Origin of the sequence: Bradyrhizobium sp. NC92 (assembly GCF_025200865.1) — a bacterium.
In the GTDB taxonomy this organism is placed as follows: domain Bacteria; phylum Pseudomonadota; class Alphaproteobacteria; order Rhizobiales; family Xanthobacteraceae; genus Bradyrhizobium.
This window is the reverse complement of the sequence record NZ_CP104171.1, coordinates 5368137-5389755: the sequence shown is the minus strand read 5'-3', so window position 1 is coordinate 5389755 and position 21619 is coordinate 5368137. Positions and strand designations below refer to the sequence as shown.

21 protein-coding genes and 1 pseudogene are annotated in these 21619 nt (G+C 64.2%); 9 read left to right on the top strand and 13 right to left on the bottom strand.

Features of this window, described 5'->3' with window-relative positions:
• Positions 1-265 precede the first annotated feature (265 nt).
• Together cysE and N2602_RS25435 are read left to right on the top strand one after the other, a co-directional pair.
• Positions 266-1090, top strand: a complete 825-nt coding sequence (cysE, locus tag N2602_RS25440; protein WP_172783075.1) for a serine O-acetyltransferase — start codon at positions 266-268, stop codon at positions 1088-1090.
• Between the two features lie 131 nt (positions 1091-1221).
• A complete protein-coding gene (locus N2602_RS25435) occupies positions 1222-1440 on the top strand; it encodes a DUF3126 family protein (RefSeq protein WP_007602550.1) in 219 nt (72 codons plus the stop codon).
• Between the two features lie 40 nt (positions 1441-1480).
• Here N2602_RS25435 and N2602_RS25430 read toward each other — a convergent pair.
• Together N2602_RS25430 and N2602_RS25425 are read right to left on the bottom strand one after the other, a co-directional pair.
• A pseudogene (locus N2602_RS25430) lies at positions 1481-3314 on the bottom strand (caspase domain-containing protein).
• Between the two features lie 287 nt (positions 3315-3601).
• Positions 3602-4309, bottom strand: coding sequence for a hypothetical protein (locus N2602_RS25425; RefSeq protein ID WP_260379793.1), 708 nt, complete (start codon positions 4307-4309; stop codon positions 3602-3604).
• Positions 4310-4532: 223 nt separating this feature from the next.
• Here N2602_RS25425 and N2602_RS25420 point away from each other — a divergent pair, with 223 nt between their 5' ends.
• Both N2602_RS25420 and N2602_RS25415 read left to right on the top strand, forming a co-directional pair.
• Complete coding sequence (locus N2602_RS25420) at positions 4533-4862, top strand: DUF6949 family protein (protein ID WP_212258119.1); 330 nt, start codon at positions 4533-4535, stop codon at positions 4860-4862.
• 84 nt (positions 4863-4946) lie between these two features.
• Entirely contained in the window at positions 4947-5477 is a 531-nt protein-coding gene (locus tag N2602_RS25415) for a gamma carbonic anhydrase family protein (RefSeq protein WP_260379792.1), read from the top strand.
• Here N2602_RS25415 and N2602_RS25410 read toward each other — a convergent pair whose 3' ends face one another.
• Positions 5478-5642: a hypothetical protein gene (locus N2602_RS25410; protein ID WP_212258121.1), complete on the bottom strand. Its 165-nt coding sequence runs from the start codon at positions 5640-5642 to the stop codon at positions 5478-5480.
• A 92-nt stretch (positions 5643-5734) separates the two neighbouring features.
• On the opposite strand from N2602_RS25410, the gene N2602_RS25405 reads away from it, so the two are divergent.
• The gene (locus tag N2602_RS25405) at positions 5735-6070 is read left to right on the top strand and encodes a hypothetical protein (protein WP_260379791.1); all 336 of its coding nucleotides are present in this window, start codon (positions 5735-5737) and stop codon (positions 6068-6070) included.
• A gap of 102 nt (positions 6071-6172) precedes the next feature.
• Complete coding sequence (locus N2602_RS25400) at positions 6173-6529, top strand: hypothetical protein (protein WP_260379790.1); 357 nt, start codon at positions 6173-6175, stop codon at positions 6527-6529.
• Between the two features lie 180 nt (positions 6530-6709).
• Here N2602_RS25400 and N2602_RS25395 read toward each other — a convergent pair whose 3' ends face one another.
• From N2602_RS25395 to N2602_RS25370, 6 genes are all read right to left on the bottom strand, one after another.
• Positions 6710-7204 carry a hypothetical protein gene (locus N2602_RS25395; RefSeq protein WP_172783083.1) on the bottom strand — a complete coding sequence of 165 codons (495 nt, stop codon included), beginning with the start codon at positions 7202-7204 and terminating at the stop codon, positions 6710-6712.
• 169 nt (positions 7205-7373) lie between these two features.
• Positions 7374-8105, bottom strand: coding sequence for an aspartate/glutamate racemase family protein (locus tag N2602_RS25390; RefSeq protein WP_260379789.1), 732 nt, complete (start codon positions 8103-8105; stop codon positions 7374-7376).
• A 20-nt stretch (positions 8106-8125) separates the two neighbouring features.
• Positions 8126-9004, bottom strand: a complete 879-nt coding sequence (locus N2602_RS25385) for an ABC transporter permease (protein ID WP_157333548.1) — start codon at positions 9002-9004, stop codon at positions 8126-8128.
• Between the two features lie 3 nt (positions 9005-9007).
• A complete protein-coding gene (locus N2602_RS25380; protein WP_212258126.1) occupies positions 9008-9961 on the bottom strand; it encodes an ABC transporter permease in 954 nt (317 codons plus the stop codon).
• Between the two features lie 5 nt (positions 9962-9966).
• Entirely contained in the window at positions 9967-11256 is a 1290-nt protein-coding gene (locus N2602_RS25375) for a PotD/PotF family extracellular solute-binding protein (protein ID WP_172783086.1), read from the bottom strand.
• 43 nt (positions 11257-11299) lie between these two features.
• Positions 11300-12286 carry an ABC transporter ATP-binding protein gene (locus tag N2602_RS25370; RefSeq protein WP_212258127.1) on the bottom strand — a complete coding sequence of 329 codons (987 nt, stop codon included), beginning with the start codon at positions 12284-12286 and terminating at the stop codon, positions 11300-11302.
• Positions 12287-12544: 258 nt separating this feature from the next.
• Here N2602_RS25370 and N2602_RS25365 point away from each other — a divergent pair, with 258 nt between their 5' ends.
• Positions 12545-13252 (top strand): GntR family transcriptional regulator, encoded by a 708-nt coding sequence (locus N2602_RS25365; RefSeq protein WP_172783088.1) that lies wholly within the window; start codon positions 12545-12547, stop codon positions 13250-13252.
• A 38-nt stretch (positions 13253-13290) separates the two neighbouring features.
• Here N2602_RS25365 and N2602_RS25360 read toward each other — a convergent pair whose 3' ends face one another.
• On the bottom strand, positions 13291-14268 hold the full coding sequence (locus N2602_RS25360; protein ID WP_260379788.1) for a tripartite tricarboxylate transporter substrate binding protein: 978 nt from the start codon (positions 14266-14268) through the stop codon (positions 13291-13293).
• Between the two features lie 705 nt (positions 14269-14973).
• On the opposite strand from N2602_RS25360, the gene N2602_RS25355 reads away from it, so the two are divergent.
• Together N2602_RS25355 and N2602_RS25350 are read left to right on the top strand one after the other, a co-directional pair.
• Positions 14974-16521 carry an FAD-dependent oxidoreductase gene (locus N2602_RS25355; protein ID WP_260383713.1) on the top strand — a complete coding sequence of 516 codons (1548 nt, stop codon included), beginning with the start codon at positions 14974-14976 and terminating at the stop codon, positions 16519-16521.
• Positions 16522-16697: 176 nt separating this feature from the next.
• Entirely contained in the window at positions 16698-18458 is a 1761-nt protein-coding gene (locus N2602_RS25350) for a CYTH and CHAD domain-containing protein (protein WP_260379787.1), read from the top strand.
• Between the two features lie 117 nt (positions 18459-18575).
• Here N2602_RS25350 and N2602_RS25345 read toward each other — a convergent pair whose 3' ends face one another.
• From N2602_RS25345 to N2602_RS25335, 3 genes are all read right to left on the bottom strand, one after another.
• Positions 18576-19202: a transglutaminase-like cysteine peptidase gene (locus N2602_RS25345; RefSeq protein ID WP_212258130.1), complete on the bottom strand. Its 627-nt coding sequence runs from the start codon at positions 19200-19202 to the stop codon at positions 18576-18578.
• A 330-nt stretch (positions 19203-19532) separates the two neighbouring features.
• The gene (locus tag N2602_RS25340) at positions 19533-20144 is read right to left on the bottom strand and encodes a PilZ domain-containing protein (protein WP_025037137.1); all 612 of its coding nucleotides are present in this window, start codon (positions 20142-20144) and stop codon (positions 19533-19535) included.
• Between the two features lie 140 nt (positions 20145-20284).
• Positions 20285-21475, bottom strand: coding sequence for an MFS transporter (locus tag N2602_RS25335; RefSeq protein WP_246571562.1), 1191 nt, complete (start codon positions 21473-21475; stop codon positions 20285-20287).
• Between the last annotated feature and the right edge of the window lie 144 nt (positions 21476-21619).

Sequence of the window (21619 nt, the reverse complement as noted above, 5' to 3'; positions counted from 1 at the left end):
CAATGACCCCAATAACGGCTCAAAGAGAATTCACCAATAGTTTGAGGCCGCCCGGCTTGAATTTGGCGAAACTCTGACCACTTTGAGCCGACCTTGCCGCTTGGGGCGTCAAAAGAAACTGTTGTGTTTCAAGGCCTTGGCATGCTCTGTGGGGCAAGATGCTGTTCACTCTCAGGCAAGCCCGTCAGGACTTTGTCGCCTAGACTGTGCTATACAGAGAGCAATAGACGCCCATTCGTAGAGCAAAATTCCAAAGAGAAAATCCATGGCAGTGCATCAGGTCAATCCGGGAGGAAAGCTCGCATCGCTCGATCCGATCTGGGACCGGATCCGCGGCGAAGCGGAGGACATCGTCCGACGCGAGCCGGAGCTTGCGACCTTCATCTATTCGGCGGTGCTGCATCACGGCCGCCTCGAAGATTCGGTGGTCCACCGCGTCGCCGACCGGCTCGATCATTCCGCACTGTCGGGAGATCTCGTGCGCCAGGCCTATTCCGAGGCGCTGCGCGACGATCCTGATCTCGGCAACGCCTTCCGCGCCGATCTCGTTGCCGTCTACGACCGCGATCCCGCGACCTCGCGCTTCATCGATCCCTTGCTCTACTTCAAGGGCTTTCACGCCATCCAGACCCATCGCCTCGCGCACTGGCTTTATCTGAAGGGCCGCAAGGATTTCGCCTATTACCTGCAGAGCCGATCCTCGGCGGTGTTCCAGACCGACATCAATCCCGCCGCGCGCATCGGCCGCGGCATCTTCCTCGACCACGCCACCGGTTTCGTCTGCGGCGAGACGGCTGTGATCGAAGACGACGTCTCGATCCTGCACGGCGTCACGCTCGGCGGCACCGGCAAGGAGAACGAGGACCGTCACCCGAAGATTCGGCACGGCGTCCTGATCGGGGCCGGTGCAAAGATTCTCGGCAATATCGAGATCGGCCATTGCGCGCGCATCGCCGCCGGCTCGGTCGTGGTCAAGCCGGTGCCGCACAACGTCACCGTCGCGGGTGTTCCGGCCAAGATCGTCGGCGAGGCCGGCTGCGCCGAGCCGTCGCGCACCATGGACCAGATGATCAACGCGATGGGGCTCTGAGCGGGCTTTTGACGCTGCGAAGGGCCGGATTTTCCGGCCCTTTTCGTCCCAAAATTCTTTGACAATTCGTGCTGGCGGTTCGCCGCGTCTCGTCCTAAAACCCGCCGACCATTTTCGATCGGAGACTTGCCGTGGACGTCAAAGAAGTCAGAAAGTTGGATGCGTATCTGAAGCGCGTATTCGGCAATCCCAAGATCCGCGTCGTGCCGCGGCCGAAGAAGGACGATTCCGCCGAAGTCTATATCGGCGAGGAATTCATCGGCGTGCTCTTCGTCGACGACGAGGACGACGATCGCTCGTTCCAGTTCCAGATGGCGATCCTCGAGGACGACCTGGTGGATCAGGAGTAGATGCGGCGTCGCGCCCCCGCTTGGGTCTCGCGAAGGCCTCTCAGTCGCACACTTCTACTAGTTGTGATGCCGAATTGGCCTTAATGTCTCGGACTATCCGACATCCGGATTTCACCGGACGACAGCCCGCGTTGTTACAGACCATTTGTCCAGATGCAGACGGCTTCGCGGGTGCAGCTTCGGTCTGCTTCCGCTCCGCATCTCGCTTCTTGGCGTCCTCGCGGGCCGCGACCGGCTTCTTGTCCTGCATCTTCTCGCATTCATTGTCGTCATTGACGCGATAGCCTGCGCGGCAGGTGATCTTCACGCAAGCGTCGCCATCAGCCTTGAACCCGTGGTCGCACACCAGCGGGCAGACCCGGCCCGGCTTGGCCTTGATCGCATCGAGCGCGTCGAAGCTCGCGAGCTTGGCGTCGAATTTCGTGCCGGCATATTTGTTGAAGAGCGTCAGCGAGCGCTGCGATGACGCATTCCAGTCGCCGTCCGCCGGTGTCGCCAGACAGCCGACGCGGCGCAGCTCTGACTGCACCAGTTTGGTAGTCTCCAGCGGCGAGAGAGTGGGCGGCGATTGAGTCGGAGCCACGGCCGCGACCTTCTGCTCACCGTCACGCTGAGCCTTCTCCGCCGCCTGTTTTGCGGCTAGCTCGGATGCTGCCTTTTTCGCTGGCCATCTTCTCGGTGAGCGCCTTTTCGGCAGCCTGCTTGTCGGCCAAGGCTTTGGCGACAGCCGCTTCTGCGTCCTTCCTGCGCTGCTCGGCAGCAGCTGCCTTGGCTTCCTCGACCTGCTTGGCCTTCTCCGCCGCAGCCTTGGCGTCCTCAGCCGCCTTCGCGGCCGCAGCGGCTTTCTCCTGCTCGGCCTTCTTGGCGCGGTCGGACGCCAGCTTTGCCTTCTCGTCCTCGGCCTGTCTGGCCTTCTCCGCAGCGGCGGCGCGGGTTTCTTCGGCGGCAATCTTGTTCAACTGACCCTTGGCGAGATCGGCATAGAAACCGCTGGGAAAGCTAGCGAGGAAGGCGGTCCAGCCGTCACGCGTACCAAGCTGAAGCGCCAGCTCATAATCACGACGTACGGTGTCCTGTGGATTGGCTTGAGGGCCGGTGACGATTGGCTTGGCCGGAACCAGGGCCACGTCGTCGCCGCCGAGCGAGCCGTAGACAAACGGCTCCTGCTTGTTGCCGGTGGTCTTGAGCACATCATCGCGAACGAATCGAAAGGCCTTGCCGAGGTCGAGCCCCGGCGTCGGCAGGCGGTCGACCAGAGCCGTGGCAAACGGGCTGTTCTTCGCATCACCACCCGAGGCAGTCGAGCCCGCCTTGGCCGCGAAGGCAACCATCGTGTTCGGGCTGGTCGGCTCGACCTTGGCGAGCCCGCGGCCGACGGCACGCGAAGCGATGGTACGCTTCATCGTCTTGGCGAAGGGATTGTCGCGGCAGGCGTCCAGGATGACGAGGCGCAGCTGCTTGGCCGGCTCGACCGCAAACAGCACCCGGTCGAGCGGGAACGCCTCGTCGAGAACGTCGGTGTCGGACTCCAGCGCGGCATCGGTCGGGATCAGATAATTGGTGCCGTCAAGCTCGATGCCATGGCCGGCATAGTAGACGACTGCAACGTCCGCATCTCGGACCTTGCTGCCGAACTCGCGCAATGCCTTGCGCATGTCGACGACGTTCAGATCAAGCTTGATGTCGACAATATCGAACCCGGCCTTCCTGAACATGCCGCCGACCAGGGCGGCATCGTTAGCGGGGTTCGCCAGCCTCGCCACGTTCGTGTAGGCCGAGTTGCCCACGACGAGCGCGACGCGCTTCTCGGCCAGCGCCGGTCCGGTTCCGACCCAGATCGCAACAATCAACAAAACAAACAGCCGAAGCCGCATTCCAGCCCCCGAATGCAATAGCGTCAGAATTCGCAGGATAGCCAAACGCAATCTGTGCTCAGTGATATCAGTCACATATCCATGCGGCCATCCGGGCAAACCCCGGTGCCGGTGAAAGACGCCGGACCCCCCTAGTGGGCCACCGCATCGTGGCATCATGCCCTGTTTTGCCCCGACAGGTCAATCATTATTCGAAAAATACGAAAAAGCTCGATGCTGCCCACGCTTGGCTACTGTGCATGGGGTTGTTTTCGATTTTTTGTTTTGGAGGCTCCAGCCGGCCCCGCTCAGCCCCGCGGCCCGCGCAGCTGCGCCGTCAGCCTGTCCATCGCCGCCGCCACGTCGCGCCATTGCGACAGCCAGCTTCGCGGAAAGCGGAAGGTGAGGTCGGCGCCGCCGACGCGGCGCTCGGCGAGGCACATGCCCGGGGTGGCGGCATCGCGCGTGCAGCGCGCGGTCAGCGCGGGGCTTGCTGCGGAATAGAGGTCCTCGCTGCCGTAGGGCGTGTCGGTGCGGAACATCCGCATCGTCAGGCCGTCCGCAGGCATCACTGCTGCCTGGTCGAGATAGCGCGGATAGATCGTCGTCGTTCGCTGCTCGGGCGAGAGCGCATCGTGATGAGCCGCGATCGACAGGAAGATGCGGTCGATCGCTTGCAGCGCCGCTTCCGCCGTGTCGGAGGTGACGTGCTTGGGCGCGCCGGGCGGCTCCAGCGAGGGAAAGAGAAAGTCGAGATCGATGCGTTCCTGCGGCCCCGAGTGCCGCTGGATCTTCATCCGGATCGCGGTGACCGGCAGGTTGAACAACGTGCCGCCGACGCTCACCGGCAGCTTGTCCGGGGCATTCGCGCCGACGCTGCCCCAGGTCGGCCACAACAGATAGGCGACGAGCGCGACCGCACACGCCGCGGCAGCACCGCCGAGCACGATCGGGACGACGTGCGCCCGGGTGCGCGTGCGAGGGGACCTGAGGGAAGCTGCCGAGAACAAGGTCATGAATTGCGCAAGGTCGACCGGAGGTCGGCCGATGGCCGACGAATCAGCGGCGAATATGCCATGCGACGGCGGTTTCGCGGAGCGTTCCCGGCTGCGGGAAGCGGGGACGGCCCCTGCGCGGGCCGGCCGGCCGCGTTAACCTTTCCTTAAGGATAATGTAGCGTTAAGGCGCACTCTTTGTCACAGGAAGGCACGCGCGTTGCGTAAGGGCGGAGCAGTTCCGATGACACCTGAAGCTCTCAACACCTTCTTCTCGATCTGCATCGGTTTCGCGCTCGCGGGCGCGCTCGTGAACGGATATCAGGCGCTCGCGCAGCGGCCCGCCGGCTTCGGCTTGCTGCAGGACGGCGTGGCGCCGAAAACCTTCGCGGCGGTTCCGTTCCTGGTGTTCGCCGCGCCCTTCATCATCATGCGCAACACGCTGCGCGGCATGCGGGTGGAAAGCCGCCGCGTCGAGTTCGTGATGATGGCAACCCTCATCGCCGGGTTCTGGAGCATGATGAGCGGCACCTTCTTCCTGATGACGCTGCGCGCCGCCGGCCTTCTGGCCTGATGCCCGCGCGCTCGAGCGCGGCCGGCCCTTTGCGTCGGGGCGGCCGTTTGGCTATGCCAGTCGTCAACGCGACAGGAGACTCCCATGGCCATCTACGAGCTCGACGGGCAGGCGCCCGACCTTCCCGCCGACGGCAATTATTTCATCGCCGAGACCGCGACCGTGATCGGCCGGGTGCGCCTGAAGCCGGGCGCGAGCGTCTGGTTCGGCGCGGTGCTGCGCGGCGACAATGAGTGGATCGAGATCGGCGAGGGCGCCAACGTGCAGGACGGTTCGACCTGCCACACCGATCTCGGCTTTCCGCTTGTGATCGGCAGGAACTGCACCGTCGGCCACAACGTCATCCTGCACGGCTGCACCATCGAGGAGGGCGCGCTGATCGGCATGGGCTCGATCGTGATGAACGGCGCGAAGATCGGCCGCAACAGCATCGTCGGCGCCGGTTCCGTCATCACCGAGGGCAAGGAGTTCCCCGAGCGCTCGCTGATCATCGGCTCGCCCGCGCGCGTGATCCGCACCCTCGACGACGCGCAGGTGCAGAAGATGGGGAGTGCGGCGAGGTTCTATGTGGCCAACGGTCCGCGCTTCAAGCAGGGCCTGAAGCGGATCGGCTGATCAGCTGCCTTCGGATTGGCGCGCTTCGATCGCGCCTGCCACCTTTTCGTGGCCGGCGGCCCAGAGCGCGTGCTCGTCGCTGCCGTCGCGATAGGGATTGGCCTCAGCCGGAATGTCTTCGCGCGCGGCGCGTTCGCCCTCTGCAAATGGATCGCGATCGGTCATCGTGACTGCTCCTGCGATGTCAAGCTGATGTGACGGCGTTTGTTCCGGAACAGGTCTTCGCGGCGACCGTTGACTGGCAAAGGAGATTTCCGATGGCCAGGTCGTGCGCTTCGATCAAGACCGCGCTTCTGATCCTCGCACTCGCGGCGATGCCGGCCGCGTCGTTCGCGCAAACGGCGGGCGGTTCTGCCGGATCGAGCGGAGCCTCGATGGGGTCGCCGGGAGGCTCGGTGGGATCGACCGGAGGTATCGCCAATTCGCCGGCACCGCCGCCTGGCACCAACAGCCTGGGGACGGCGCAATCTTCCGGGCCCGGCTCTGGAGTCACGACCGGCAGTGGCGCAGGTGGCGGCGGGGTTGATGCCGCCGTCAACGCCGAGAACCGCCAGCTCGACAGGAAATTGAAGAGCATCTGCCGCGGCTGCTGACGCTCGCGCGGATGTGAGACAGTGTGGCTGTCACGAATGATCGCCTGACGTTAGCTTGGTCCTGCGTTGAAGCGTGGAGCATCCACGCCCAGGAATCGAGTGATGTTACACAGGATGATGAAAGCGGCGCTGGCCGTTGCAGTAATCGGCTTGTCAGCGCCGCAGGCGGCCGAGGCGCGAGGATTCGGACACGGTGGCTGGGGTCATGGTGGCGGTTGGGGCCATCGCGGCCACTGGCATGGCGGCGGCTTCTGGCCTGGCGTGGCGATCGGAGCAGGCGTCGCCGGTGCCGGCCTGTACAGCGGCTATTACGGATATGGCTACGGCTATCCGTATTACGCCGTACCCGACGACTATGGCCCCGCCTACAACGATGGCTACGGCGGCTGCTATGTCGCGCGGAAGCGTGTCATGACGCCATCGGGATGGCGCTACCGCCGGGTCGACGTCTGCGAGTGAGGCGGAATAGCTGTTAAAAAACAAGGCCGTTGACGCAGTATACCGTCAACGACCTTGCCAGCCCCGGATATTGAAATCGGCTCACGCCATCCGGTGATTGCGAGCATCGCGCGGAATCACACCGGCGAATGTGATCCAGTTCACAACTGGCTAAAATAAAGTTCCCGCCTTGTGATCGGCTCAGCCGCGCGAGCGCTTGCGCGCGCTGGCCTGGACGCGGTGCCGTGCCGGTTTCCTGCGGGTGACCGATGGCGTCTCGACCTCGGTCGCCCGTGCACTGGCAAAGGACTGCCGCAGGCCGTCGATGGACTCGTTCAAGGCTGTGACCTGCTCGGACAGACGCTTGGTGTCGGCCTGTTGCGCCGCCATCAGCCGCTTCATCGTCTGGAGCTGGTCCTGCACCACTTGAAGCTGGTCGATCGATTCCTGCTGGGTCGCTTCCAGCCCCTTGGTCTTCTCGACCAGCTGCTCGGAGGCCTGGGCGGTGCGGGCCTGAAGCTGCCGCGAGGCCACCACCCGGTCGGACTCAGGGGCGGCGCCGGAATAGGCTCGCCAGATCGCGATCGACGTCACGCCGGCGATCAGCAGGAGAAGGGCGGCGGCGGTCAGCGCGATCGGCTGGGCGCCGAGGCGAAGGAGGGGGTTGGACGGCGTGTCCTGGGCGAGATCGATCATCGCTGACAAAACCCAAATTGAAACTTGGTGAGTGGCGAAGACCGGCAACCCAGAGGGGTCACCGGGGCGTCCCGAAAGCCTTACGTTTCGGCAAGGAATGGGACCAAAAAGAGGCTGAGCGCAAAAAAACCAGTGTTCAGCGAGCCTTGCCGGGTCCGAACGGTACGGATCAAGGCTGAAATTGCGAAAACGGCCCGGAATAGCTCTTCGTGCGCGGGGCCGCATAGGGGCCGAGGCGGGACGTCGTCAGTCCCAGCCGCACCAGTGATTCCGCCAGCGTCACCGCGGCGGCGACGCCGTCGACCACGGGCAGGCCGTGCGCGGCGGCGAGCTCGCCGGCGAGATCGGCCATGCCGGCGCAGCCGAGCACGATGGCCTCTGCCCGGTCGTCACGGATCGCGGCGGTGATCTCCGACGAGATCCTGCCGAGCGCCTCAGCGTTGCGCGCCTCGAGCGCCAGCACCGGGACCTCGGCGGCACGGACGCGGGCGCAGCGTTCGGCCAGGCCGTACTTCCGCAGATTGTGCTCGATCGGCACGATGGAGACGCCGAGCGTGGTCACCACGGCAAAGCGCGCGGCGATCAGGCTCGCGAGGTGGAAGCCGGCCTCGCCGATACCGATCACCGGTGCCTTGGCGGCGGCACGCGCGGCATCCAAGCCGGTGTCGTCGAAGCAGGCGATGATGTGCGCGTCCGCGCCGTCGCGATCGGCCTCGCGGATGCAGCCGAGCATGCCGGGCACGGCAAAAGCTTCGTCGTAAAACCCCTCGATCGAGACCGGGCCCATCGCCGGCTGACGCGCATCGACCACGGTGTCGGCGAGGGCAACGCTGCGCGCGGCAGCGGCGATCTTCGCCGTCATCGACGCCGTTGTGTTGGGATTCACGACGTGAAGCCGCATCAGAACAGACGAGTCCCTTCTCAGACGAGTCCCTTGCCGGCGTCCGAGCCCTTGGCCGCCTGCCGCTTGTTGAGCATGTGGATGGTGCCGAGCGCAAGCGTAATGACCGTGAACGAGACCGCCGAGATCACGGTGCCGAGCGCGTAGATGTCGGGATTGGTCACGGTGGTGGTGAGGCCCTGCAGATCGAGCGGCAACGTGTTCACCGCGCCGATCGCCTGGCTGGAGCGCGCGAGCTCGTCCCAGGACAGCGTGAAGCCGAACAGGCCGATGCCGATCACCGAGGGCAGGATGATCGGCAGCACGACATGCCGAAACGTCTGCCACGGTGTCGCGCCGAGATCGCGCGCGGCTTCTTCCAGCCGCGGATCGAAACGGTTGAAGATCGCGAACATGATGAGCAGCCCGAACGGCAGCGTCCAGGTCAGGTGCGCGCCGAGCCCGGATGTGAGCAGGCCCATCGAGGTCTCGAAATTCTCGTTCCAATGCGCCTTGATCAGGTCGTCGATGATGCGGAACTCGAGCGAGATGCCGAGCGAGGTGATGATCGAGGGCACGATGAGGCTGGCGATCGCCGAGTAGAACAGGATGCTCTGTGCCTTGAACTTGCGGCGGAACGCCATGCCGGCGGCGACCGACAGCACGACGGTGACGATCATCACGATGATTCCGAGCAACAGCGAGCGGCGGAAGGCGGCGCCGAGATCGACGATGCCGGTGCCCTGGAACAGCTTTGCGATCCAGAACGTCGACACGCCGTTCATCGGGAAGGTGAGGCCGCCCTGCGGCCCCTGGAACGACAGCACGTAGATCGCGATCATCGGCCCGTAGAGAAACAGCACATAGGCCGCGAAGAAGATCGCGAGCACGTAGAACGAGCGCGGGCGTCCTTCCTTCATGCTCTAGAGCTCCTTCTTGATGTCGACGATGCGCGACATCATGGTGATGATCAGGAAGGTGATCGCGAGCAGGATCACGGCGTTGGCCGCGGCGGCGGGGAATTGCAGGGCGTTGACCCGGGTCTCGATGATCTTGCCGGCGGCGGCGATCTGCTGGCCGCCCATCACGCCGATGGTAATGAAGTCGCCCATCACGATGGTGATGACGAAGATCGAGCCGATCACGATACCGGGCTTGGCGAGCGGAATGACGACGTTGACGAGGGTCTGGAAGCCGGTCGCGCCGGCGTCATAGGCGGCCTCGATCAGCGACTTGTCGATGCGCACCATCGAGTTGAAGATCGGCACCACCATGAAGAAGGTGAAGAGGTGCACCAGCGCCAGCACCACCGAGAATTCGGAGAACAGCAGCCATTCCAGCGGATGATTGATCAAGCCGGTCTTGACCAGACCGGAATTGACGAGTCCGTTGCGGCCGAGCAGCGGGATCCAGGCGATCATGCGGATCACGTTGGAGGTCCAGAACGGGATCGTGCAGAGCAGCGACAAGCCCATCTGCCAGGTCTTGGACTTGACGTGGAAGGCGAGGAAGTAGGCGACCCAGAAGCCGACGAAGAGAGTGATGGCCCAGACCATGAAGCAGAGCTTCAGCGTCATCAGATAGGTCTTGCCGATGGTGCATAGGTCGGGAAGCTGCGCGATGCAGCCCTCGAACGTGTCGGTGTAGCCGCGGCCGGAGAAAGCCGGCAGCAGCTGGTATTCGTTGTAGTCCCAGAACGAGACGATGACGACGAAGACGAGCGGAATGAGGAAGAAGGCGAGAAACACCAGCATCATCGGCCCGGCCTGGAGCCAGGAGATGAAGGACGGCGACAGGCGCGTCGGCTTTGCGGCGCGCGCTGTGCCCGACCCCGGGATCAAGCCCGGGGTAGCCTGTTGCAGGACTTCTTCCGACATGTCCGTTACGCCGCGATGAACTCGTTCCACTTGCGGACCATGTAGTCGTTCTCGTCCATCACGGCGTTCCAGCACGCGACGCCGCCCATGCGGTCCTCGTAGGAGCCGCCGTCACGCACCGCGCCGGCCTTTTCCAGCAGCGAGCCGTCGGGCGCCTTGATGTCCTTCTCGGCCGGCTTGCCTTCCATCCAGTAGGCCCATTCGTAGGGCTCCATGTGGGCCTTCGCGGTGGAGAGCACGGCGGAGTAATAGCCCTGGCGGTTGAGATAGGCGCCGGCAAAGCCGGACAGGAACCAGTTCACGAATTCATAGGCCCATTCGAGCTTTTGACCCGAGACGCCCTTGGAGACGCAGAAGCCGGACGCCCAGGAACGGTAGCCTTCCTTGAGCGGCTGGAAGGTGCAGGGGATGCCCATCGAACGGACCTTCGTCACCGCCGGCGACCACATCGATTGAATGACAGTCTCGCCCGATGCCATCAGGTTGACGCTCTCGTTGAAATCCTTCCAGAAGGCGCGGAACTGGCCGGCCTTCTTGGCCTCGGTCATCACCTTCATGGTGAGATCGATCTCTTCCTTAGTCATGTTGCCCTTGTCGGCATATTTGTACTTGCCGGAGGCTTCCACCACCATCGCGGCATCCATGATGCCGATCGAGGGGATGTTGAGGATCGAGGCCTTGCCCTTGAACTCGGGGTTGAGCAGCTCGGCCCAGGTGCTGATCGGACGCTTGATCAGGTCGGGGCGGATGCCGAGCGTGTCGGCGTTGTAGACGGTCGGGATCAGCGTGACGAATTCGGTGGCCGACGTCGCGAACTTCTTGGAATCCTTGCCTTCGAGATAGAGCACCTTCCAGGGCGCGGTGCCCTGGCCGCCGATCTTCTTGCCGCCGGGCGTCTCGCCCTTGGTGAAGACCGGCGTGATGTTGTCGAACTCCTTGATCTTCTTGGCGTCGAGCGCGAGGATGTTGCCCGACGGCACCAGCTTCTTCAGCGAGAAATATTCGGTGTCCAGCACGTCGAAGGAGTTCGGCTGGGTCATCACGCGCTTGGTGACGTCGTCGGTGGTCGCGGTGATGTATTCGATCTTGATGCCGGTGTCCTTCAGGCACTGCTTGGAGATGTCGTCGCCCTCGTTCACCGCCGTGCCGAGATAACGCAGCACCTTCGCATCGGCCGACTTCACGTAGGGAAAGCCGGTGATCGCGCCGGAGCCGGCGGCGAGGCCGGCGAGACCTGCGGTGCCCTTCAATAGCGTGCGGCGGCTGACGCCGGTCTTCCTGGTCGTCTCGGTCATTTCGCTCACTCCTCTGTGTTGCGCATTTCCGTGGTGAAGGGTGCTATTGCAGGCGTTGCGCCTTGGCGGGATCCCAGGTCGCCAGCACGCGATCGCCCGGACGGAACGGATGCACGTCGAAGGTGGCCTCGGGAACGTGAGAGAACAGGGCGGTGCCGTCGTCGAGCGTGAGCGAGACGGCGATGTAGGAGCCCTGGTACTCGGTCTGGGTCAGCAGCGCCGGCGCGCCGAAGGCGCCGTCGGCGAACGGCGCGATGCCGAGCTGATCGGCGCGGACGGCGATAAGTTTACCGGCGTCGCTGAGCACGTTGTGGCCGCCGATGAAGCGGGCCACGAATTCGGTGCGGGGATGATGGAAGATGTCGCGCGCCGTGCCCTGCTGCTCGATCTTGCCGTGGTTCATCACCACGATGTGGTCGGCGAGGGCCATCGCCTCTTCCTGGCCGTGGGTGACCTGGATGAAGCTGATGCCGAGCTCGCGCTGCAGCCGCTTCAATTCGCCGCGCATCTTGACGCGCAGGAACGGGTCGAGCGCCGAGAGCGGCTCGTCGAGCAAGAGGATCTGCGGCTCGGTGATCAGCGCGCGGGCGAGCGCGACGCGCTGCTGCTGGCCGCCGGAGAGCTGCGCGGGAAGACGGCCTGCATATTGGCTCATCGCCACCAGCTCGAGCAATTCGCCGGCGCGCTTGTGCCGCGTCGGCTTGTCGATGCCGCGCATCTTTAAGGCGAACGCGACGTTGTCGATCACGGAGAGGTGCGGAAACAGCGCATAGGACTGGAACATCATCGCGGTGCCGCGCTCGGCCGGCGGCAGGTCGGTGACGTTCTGCGGGCCGAGGAGGATGTCGCCTTCGCTGACAGCCTCGTGGCCTGCGATCATGCGCAGCGTCGAGGTCTTGCCGCAGCCGGAGGGGCCGAGCAGGCAGCAATAGGTGCCGGCCGGGATCTTCAGGTTGACGTTATCGACCGCCAGCGTGGCGTCGTAGCGCTTGGTGACGGCGACCAGTTCGAGAGCGGCGGGAATGGCCATGGCGTATCCGAGGAGGGGCGATGCGTCCCGCCTCTCTCCGCAAGGTCCGTGCCAACAGCCAACGACAGTGCGAATTTCCAAAACTGTGCAACGGAGTCAGATCGTTAGATCGATTCCGGGCCAATTTGTCCGCCCGCCGCCTGTGCAGTCACCTGCACACAAAACGGGCGAAGATTGTATAAAGTTTCGCCTGTGATTGGATACAGCTCGTCGACTAACATTGCAGGCCGAACGTTCGTCGATCGAGCCCTCACAATCATGGCCGCCAAGACCCGCCAGAAACCCGATGCGCCCGATGCGAGCGATCGCGTCAGCCGCATCCGGGAGGGTGTGACCGCCGCGATCCTCGAGCATCGCCTGCTACCCGGCACGAAGCTCGGCGAAGACGAGATCGGCGACATCTACGGCGCGAGCCGGACGCTGGTGCGCACCGCGCTGCAGCAGCTCGCGCATGAGGGCATCGTCAGCATCGAGAAGAATCGCGGCGCCTTCGTCGCGCGCCCGACCCCGGCCGACGCCCGCGAGGTGTTCGAGGCGCGCCGGCTGATCGAGCCCAGCATCGTCGATCACGCCATCGAGGCGGTCTCGCCGGCCTGGCTCGATCGCCTCGGCCAGCATCTTGATGAGGAGCGTGAAGCGGAATTGCGCGGCGATGCGCGCGCCTCCGTCCGTCTCTCCGGCGAGTTTCATCGCCTCGTCGCCGAGATGAGCGGCCACAGCATCTATGTCGGTTTCCTGAAGGAGCTGATCGCGCGCTCCTCGCTCATCATCCTGCTCTACCGCCGCCACGACACGCCGGCGTGCGGCACCGATCATCACGCCGAGATCGTCGCCGCGATCCGCAAGCGCGACAAGGCGCGCGCGGGCGCCTTGATGCTGTCGCACCTGAACGAGATCGAGGCAGAGCTTTTCCTGAAGGATCCCGCCGCCGACGAGCTGCGGCTGGCGGATGTGCTGGGGGCCTGAGGGCTGCTTGCGTCGGCATGGGACCGGCGAGCCGGGAGCTATTGCGGCTCCAGGCCGAGGTTCTTGATCGACTCCAGCCAGACCGGCCCTTCTTTTTCGTAGAGGGCGATCGAGGATGCGCGATCCATTGCCGGCGAGTCGACGCCGAAGGCGTCGAGCAGCTTCTGGACACGCTCTGTCTTGCCGCCTTCGACCATGAGCTTGGCGAGCAGTTCGATCCGGTCGGGCGGTGTTGCAGCGGGCGCCACCAGGGTCGTGAAGCTCGTGAGCTGGAACACCTTGCCGGTGACCCCCTGCTCGGTGAACGTCTTGGTGTCCGGCAGTTTCTTCATGCGAACCAGTGAGGGAACGGCGATCGCGCGGCCGACGCCGGTATCGAGGACTGGAAGCGCAGCCTGATAGCTGCCGGTCGCCGCCTGGATGACGCCGGCCGCCAGGTCCTGCCACATTGGCGCTTCGCCGCGGTAGTGCACGATGGAGATGTCGAGGCCATATTGGCGGTTGAGCTCGGCGATCGCGATGTGTGCGAACGAACCGATCCCATACGAGCCTGCCGTGACCTTGTTGCGGCGTGCATAGGCGACGAAATCTTCGATGGACTTTGCACCGGTGGCGGAATGGACGACCAGCGGAAGATGACCCGATGGCGTCACCGAGACGATCGTGAAATCCTTGTCCGGATCATAGGCCAGCGATTTCAGCAGCAGCCGGTTTCCAAGCAACGTGGATGAGATCGTGTACATCAGCGTGTGGCCGTCCGCCGGCGACTCCTTGACCGATTGCGCTGCCAGCGCGCCACTCGCTCCCGTCTTGTTTTCGACGATGACGGGCTGCCCGAGCTTCTGGGAGATGTAATCGCCATAGGCGCGGGCGAACGCATCGGTGATGCCGCCGGCGGGCGTCGAAACGACGATCTTGATGGCTTTGGTGGGCCAGGCTTCGGCCGCAGATCCGTCAGCGGTCGCTATCACCAGGCTTGCAATTGCCGCGCCCACCATTCCGACGAATGTCCTCACTTGCCCCTCCCGTTTCGCTCTGCGTCTTGGGCGCCCTGCGGTCGCCGGGCAGAGATGTCACACGAGCGGAGGCAAATAGAAACAACATTTTACTGTGTGAAATGGCGGTCTCCTGACGACGAAGACGGGCCTGCCGCAGCAAGGTTGGCGGCGAGCGCCTCGGCCAGTGCGAGGCGGCGCCGGAGATCTTCCTCGGGACGGAATAATGGCATGGCAGCTCTTTGTGGGGACCGTGCTGCTCGTCCATGAAGCAATCGCCGGATCAGTCAAACAGGTCCCGGCTGCCCGCCGAGGAAGTCGCGCTCCGATCCCCAAGCGCGACAAGCCGCGCGCGGGCACCGCATTGGCTCCTCAGCGGCCGAGTTCGCTTTCGGCGGCAAGCTGCCCCTCTGGCGTGATCTCGTATTCGCCGTCCTGCTTTGTCATCCATCCTGACCTGACCATCTCTCGTGCGAGCTGCACTGAGCAGATCGGATGATTGCCTCCTGGGTAATACAGCCTGTCGTTTCGGACGAGCAAGTGGCCGTACAATTGGGCCTGACGCAATGCCCTTCGCATTCCGGGTGACGGATCTTTCATGCCGGTTCAAGCCTGAGCACGATGAAGGTTCCTAATGAATGCGGCTATCTCATTGGCGTGTTGTTCGGCAGCGCACGTAGGAACCGTCATTCTGCTGCATCGTTTGTTGTTTCGAGGAGCAGCGCCATGAACGTACGGGATGAGCACACGCAGTCCCTCTGGATGGACGTATCTGTCGCGGAGGCTCCGGTGCTGTCGCGTACGGTCGGCGTGGACGTTGCCGTGGTCGGCTCCGGAATAGCCGGACTTTCGGTCGCATATGAACTTGCCCGCCATGGACGTTCGGTCGCAGTCATCGATCGTGGCCGCATCGGCAGCGGGATGACGGCGCGCACCACGGCGCATCTGGCGACCGCGCTCGATGACGGTTACGATGCGTTCGTGCGAGTCCGCGGCCCTGACTGTGCGCGGCGTTACTATCAGAGCGTTGCTGCCGCGATCGATCGCGTCGAGGCCATCCAGGGCGCCGAGCACATCGATTGCGGTTTCAAACGCGTCGATGGCTATTGGGTACAGGCACCCGAAACGTCCGCATCCGAGCTGGATAGTGAATTGGACCGCTGTCGCAAGCTGCAGATTCCGGTCGAAAATCGCATTGAGCCGACACCATTCCATGACAGGGGTCAGACGCGTTCGCTGCGCTTTCCGCGCCAGGCGCGCCTGCATCCGACTAAATATCTCGCCGGTCTGGCGAGCGCACTGCAGCGCCGGGGCGCCCAGCTCTACGCCGACACCTGCGTCGAGAGCATCCAGCAACGCCAGGGCAGCATGGTCGTGACCACCGCCTCAGGCTACGAGGTTCACGCCGCCGACGTGGTGGTGGCGACCAACTCGCCCGTCAACGTGCAGGTGGCGATCCATACCAAGCAGGCGCCTTACCGCACTTATGCGCTCGCCGCGAAGATTGCGGCCGGCGCCGTGGAGGATGCGCTCTATTGGGATACGCTCGATCCTTATCATTATGTCCGCCTCCAGCCGTTGTCTGCCGACGAGGACATCGTGATCATCGGCGGCGAAGATCACAAGTCGGGTGAGGCAAATGATGGCGCACAGCGCCTTGACGCGCTTGAGCGCTGGGCGCGCGAGCGATTGCCGGATTTGCGCGAGGTCACTCATCGGTGGTCGGGTCAGGTGCTGGAGCCGGTCGATTTCGCCGGCTTCATCGGCCGCAGCCCCGACGAGGAGCATGTATTCATTGTCAGCGGCGATTCCGGGCAGGGGATTACGAACGGACTCGTGGCGGGCATGCTGATCGCGGATCTCGTCACCAGCGGCGCCAGTCCCTGGGAGGACGTCTACGCTCCGTCACGAAAGATTCAGAGGAATATCGGCGAGTTCATCAGCGAGAACATCACTCCTATCAAGAACTTCGCGGAGTATCTCACCGCAAGTGAAATCGCGAGCGCTGAACATCTGCGGCCCGGCGAGGGGCGTCTCTTCCGAAGTGGCCTGAAGAAGATCGCGGCGTGCCGCGACCGAAGCGGACATTTGCATTTGCATTCGGCGAGCTGCACCCATTTGGGCTGCGTCGTGCACTGGAACTCTCTCGAACAGTGCTGGGATTGCCCATGTCACGGATCGCAGTTTGCACCCGATGGCACCGCGCTCAACGGCCCGGCAGTTTCCCCGCTCGGCGAGGCCGAAAAGCCGGCCAATCTTGAAGCGGCAGAATGACCGGCATCGGTCGGCGTGTTGTGTCAGGCTATAAAAGGGGCTTGCCGCGACGGTTGCAGCTTCTACCTGGCGAGTTGCATGTGAATCATGATGCGCGCCGATCTGATGTGACTATTCCTCGCATGCTGTACAGGCTATATCCTGTCGCCTGTCATTGAACTGTCATGTTACTGCAAATGCTAAAGTCAGACGCTGCGCCGGCTCGCAAGACTCCGAGCGCGCCGGAAACCAGTCCTGCTCTTGGGAACACCAAGAGAACGCAGCTCCGCACCGGCTTCCTGGGGCAACGAGAGGAAGTCAGCGTGGAACCCGCGACGGCCGAGGAGCGCACTCCCATTGAGCAGACGCCATCGCAGGATGTGACGCCCGCGCCGAACCCAACGCAGTCCGCTCATCCCGCCGGTGAAATCGAGCTCAAGCTTCTCGTCGATGCCGATCGCATGGCGGATTTCCGCGCAGCGCCCGTCATCGCGGCGAACGCGCGCAACAAGGGCGCACGCAAACGTCTCAAATCCGTCTACTACGACACGCCCGAGCGGGCGCTACGTCGCGCCGGCCTGAGCTTGCGCGTCCGCCAGAGCGGCTCGCGTTTCGTGCAGACCGTGAAGACCGAGGCTGCGGACGATCCGTTGCGTCGGGGCGAATGGGAAGCAAGTGTGCCTTCGCTTGCGCCCGATCTCGCTTTGGCGATGCCGTTCATTCCGGAGAAGCTTCGCGGCCATCTCGACGCGCAGCCGCTCGAAGCGGTGTTCGCGGCCGATGTGCATCGGCACACGCGCATCGTCGACCTGCCGTCCGGCACGGTCGAGGTCGCCTTCGACCAGGGCGAGCTGAGCGCAGGCGGCAGGTCAATGCCGGTGAGCGAGATCGAGCTGGAGCTGAAGAGCGGCAGCCCGAGCGCGATCTACGAGATCGCGCTGCGCCTTGCGGAGCACGGAACGGTGAAGCCGTCCATCCGCAGCAAGTCCGCACGCGGCTTCGACCTTGCCGGGGACCTGCCGCCGTCGGCGCGCCGGCCGCGCAAGCTTCGCCTCGATCCTTCCGTGACGCTCGACGAGGCCTTCGCGACCATCCTGCGCGCCTGCTTCCTGCACCTGCTGCAATCGCTGCCGGCGGCCGAGGACGGCCGCAATCCGGAAGGCGTGCATCAGCTGCGTGTCTCGTTGCGCCGGCTGCGGTCTGCGCTCGACCTGATGCGATCGGTCGGCGCGCTCAGCCACGTCGATGCGCTGCGCTCGGAAGCCAAATGGCTGGCGCAAGGCTTGTCCGCGGCGCGCGACTGGGACGTGTTCCAGCTCGCCACCTTGCCGGCGATCGCAAAAGCCTGTCCTTCGGTCGCGGGCTTCGATGCGCTTGGGCAGGTCGCGGCTCAGCGTCAGGCGCAAGCCTATCGCAGGGCTCGCAATGCGCTCGATGATCGCCGCTGTGCCGTCTTCCTGATCGGCCTCGGCGGCTGGATCGAGACGCGCGGCTGGCGCAACGGCGTCGCGCCGGAAGATCTCGGCCGACTTGCCGAGCCCGCCGTCAATTTCGCGCAGCGCGTCCTGTCCGAGCAGTATGCCAAGGTGCTCAAGCGCGGCCGCCGCTTCAAGTCGCTGACGATCGACGAGCTGCACCGCCTGCGGCTCGCCACCAAGCGGCTGCGCTATCTCAGCGAGTTCCTGCTGCCGCTGTACGAGGATCGCAAGTCCGCCCGAAAATTCGCGCGCCGGCTCGCCGGCTTGCAGGAGGAGCTCGGCGTCTTCAACGACATGGCGGTGACGGCCTCGTTGCTCGACGGGCTCGGTTCCGAAGATCGCGACAGCGCCATTGCGGCGGCCGCGATCGCCGGCTGGCAGGCGCGGGCATCAATCGGCGTGCAGCAGGGCTTGCAGGATAGCTGGCGGGATTTCACCGCCGCGCGCGTGCCCTGGTCGCGCCAGGGCCAGCAGAGCTGATCGCGTCGCCCCAAAAAGTTGCGCCCAGCCATTGGGGGATGGCTGGGCGCGCGCGAACCGGTCTGGGACGGGGAGGGGTGGGGATGTGACCGGGTCGCGTAACCTGTTGTCTCGTTCCTACTGATCTTTGGCGCTGGCGGTGGAGACCGCCGGCTTGGTATCGCCCAGCGAGACCCAGACGTTGGGATCGCCCTGCGACTGGCGCTTGACGAAGCGATAGCCGGTCTCCGTCCAGGCGAGGACATTCTCGTTCTGATTGTCGAGAATGAACTCGCCCTTGTCGGTCTTCACCGTCAGCACCGCGTGACCTTCGCCCTTCTTGTCGCGCACCACGGTGATGAGCAGGGCCTGGCGCGGCCAGCCTGCATCCATCAGCATCTTGCGCTTCAACAGCACGTAGTCTTCACAGTCGCCGTAACCGTCTGATGGCAGCGACCACTTCTCGATCACGCCCCAGTGCTCCTGGTCGGTCAGAGGCTTGACGGTCTCGTTGACCCAGCGATTGACCTTGATGAGGTCGCGCCATGCCGCCTGCGACATCACGATGTCGCGCGGCTGCAGCGGCGCGCCCTGGCACTGAGCAGCATTGTCCGCGCAGAACTCGACCCAGCCGATCGGCGCACGCGTGGTGTCGCCGAGGCTCGCGTAGAGCAGACGGCCTTCGCCGGCCTGCGCTGCCGCGCTGATCCCGAAGAGCATGGCGGCCAGCGCCAGTCCCTTCCCCTGTCCCCTGAAGTCAAACATTGCGGCCCCCGTTTCTTGTTGGGACCACATTTCGCACGGAGCTTTTGAGTTGCCGCTAAGTCGACCAAGTCAAGTCGAGACGAATACAAGTAAAACGAGCGGCGAATTCGATCTATACTTGAATAGAATTTGCGTAAAATTCGATATGACTGAAATTGATTCAAATTTTATCTGTTAACGCGGAAGCGCTGGGCGGAGCGTTGTTTGCGCTCATCTGCAGCCCGTCCGTTAACCGCTGTCCGCTCGCCGCGCGACGTGAAAAAGGCGGCGTCCGCATCGCGGAAGCCGCCTTCGAGCCTGGAAATATCAGGGTTTTCGCGTCCCGGCGCTTTACCGCGCGGTAACGCTCTCTTCGAGTGTCTCCACCGGCTGCTCGTGCATGAACTCGAGCGCAAAGCCGTCTTCGAGGTTTCGGACCACGCGGCCCTGGACCCGGCCGAGCAGAACGGTCGACTTCAGCGGCGGCCGGTTCTCCGCGGCGATGGCCGCGCCCGACAGCGAGAGGTCGATGATGCGGCAGGTCATCTTGGTGCCGTCCTCGAGTGTCAGCACCGCGATCGGGTTGCGCGGCACGATACGGTCGTGGCGGCGGTCCTCCGGCAGATTGAGGATGTCGCGGTTGGCGAGCCAGGTGAGCTGGGCGGCGAGCTTGTCCCGCTTTCTGGGCGTCGCCCCGATCGTCATGGCGAAGCCGTTGTCGATGATCCGGGTGATTTTGCCCTCGACGCGGCCGATATGGTCGAGATAAGCGACCACGCGGTCGCCGACATTGCCGATGCCGGGGGCGAGCAAGGCGAGGCCGCCCGGCGACATGTTGATCACCTGGCAGGGGAATTCCCGGCGGTCCGGCAGCATGTAGCGGCCGAGCAGGTGCACCTTCACCCGCTGGAAGCGCCTGCGCTCCTCGGCGGCCGGAAGAAATTTTTTGTTCGCTAACGCCATTTCCAACACCCGACCCCCCGCCCGGGCGGAGTCCGGGACGACCCTAAGGTGCATAGGGTTAATGCCGCGTTATGATCGGGCGCGCCGGTTGCGGACAGACACGATGCGCTCGAAAAGCCACATCCCGAAGGGAGTGATCGTCACGCCGTCCGTGCCCTGTGCCCATACAGCAGGCACAGCAGCGCCAGCAGCACGGCGGCCGACAGGCCGAGCGACCAGTGGATGCCGATCGCCGCGCCTGCTACTCCGACCGTGATGCCGCTGAAGGCCCGCATGCCGAGCCCGGCCATGTTGTAGAGGCCGACGACGCGGCCGCGGATGTCGTGCGGCGCGTTCAGCTGCACCAGCGCCTGCGCCATGGTGTTGAACGAGAGCTCGAAGAAGCCTGCGAAGAACAATAGCGCGATCGCGACCGGATAGACCGGCACCAGTGCGAAGCCGAGCAGCGCCACGCTCCACAGCATCGCCAGCGTGATCGCGGTGCGCGGGGTGCCCTTCAGCCGTCCCCACGATTCCAGCGCGATGCCGGCCAGCAGTGCCCCGGCCGCGTCCGCGGCGAGCAGCACGCTGTAGGAGACGCCGGGATCGCCATGGCCGAGATCGCCGGCATAGCCCGGCATCTGGGCGTGATAGGCGTTGCCGATCATGAAGGAGGTGAGGCCGGCAAGCCATGTCATCGCCGACAGCACCGGTTGGGTGCCGATGGCGCGGATGGTCAGCACGATGTCGGCAAGGCCGCGCACGGCAAAACGCCTTGCAGCGATACTCTTGTCACGCACCGGGGCCCAGAACAGCCACAGCAGCATCGGCAGATAGAACAGCGTGTTGAAGATGATGCCGTGCGAGGGACCGAGCGTCAGCATGATGATCCCGCCGACCGCAGGCCCGACCAGGATGCCGAGATAGCGCGCCATCGCGTTCAGCCGCACCGCGCTCGGCAGATCGGCCGGGCCGACGAGGTCGTAGAGCAACAGCTGGTTCGGGGTCTGCCAGAGCACGCCGGCGCAGCCATGGATCACTAGGAGCAGCATCGCGTGCCACATCTGGATCGTATCGGTCAGGAAGAAGTAGCCCCAACCGGCGGAGGCGGCGATGAACAGCAGCATGCCGCACTGGATGATGCGGCGCGGATCGAACCGGTCGGCGAGGCCACCGACCGCGACGGAGAACAGCAGGAACGGCAGCCAGTGCGACAGCACGGCAAACCCGCCCAGCGTCGGCGAATGGAATTTCTGAAACACCACCCAATAGCTGATCACATGCTCGATATTGTCCGCCATCATCGCCAGCACGTAAGAGGCGAACTGCAGACGGTAGGGCACGGACCTCATCGCCGCGAACGAGCCGGACGCGGCCATGGGATTTTGGGGGAGGGGGTTCACGGGAGGACCTGGGTGGGATTTCAACCGTCCGTACACGGTCGCAGGTGAAGGCTCAAGACACTTGGGTGTGCTCGAACATCAGCCATGCAGTGC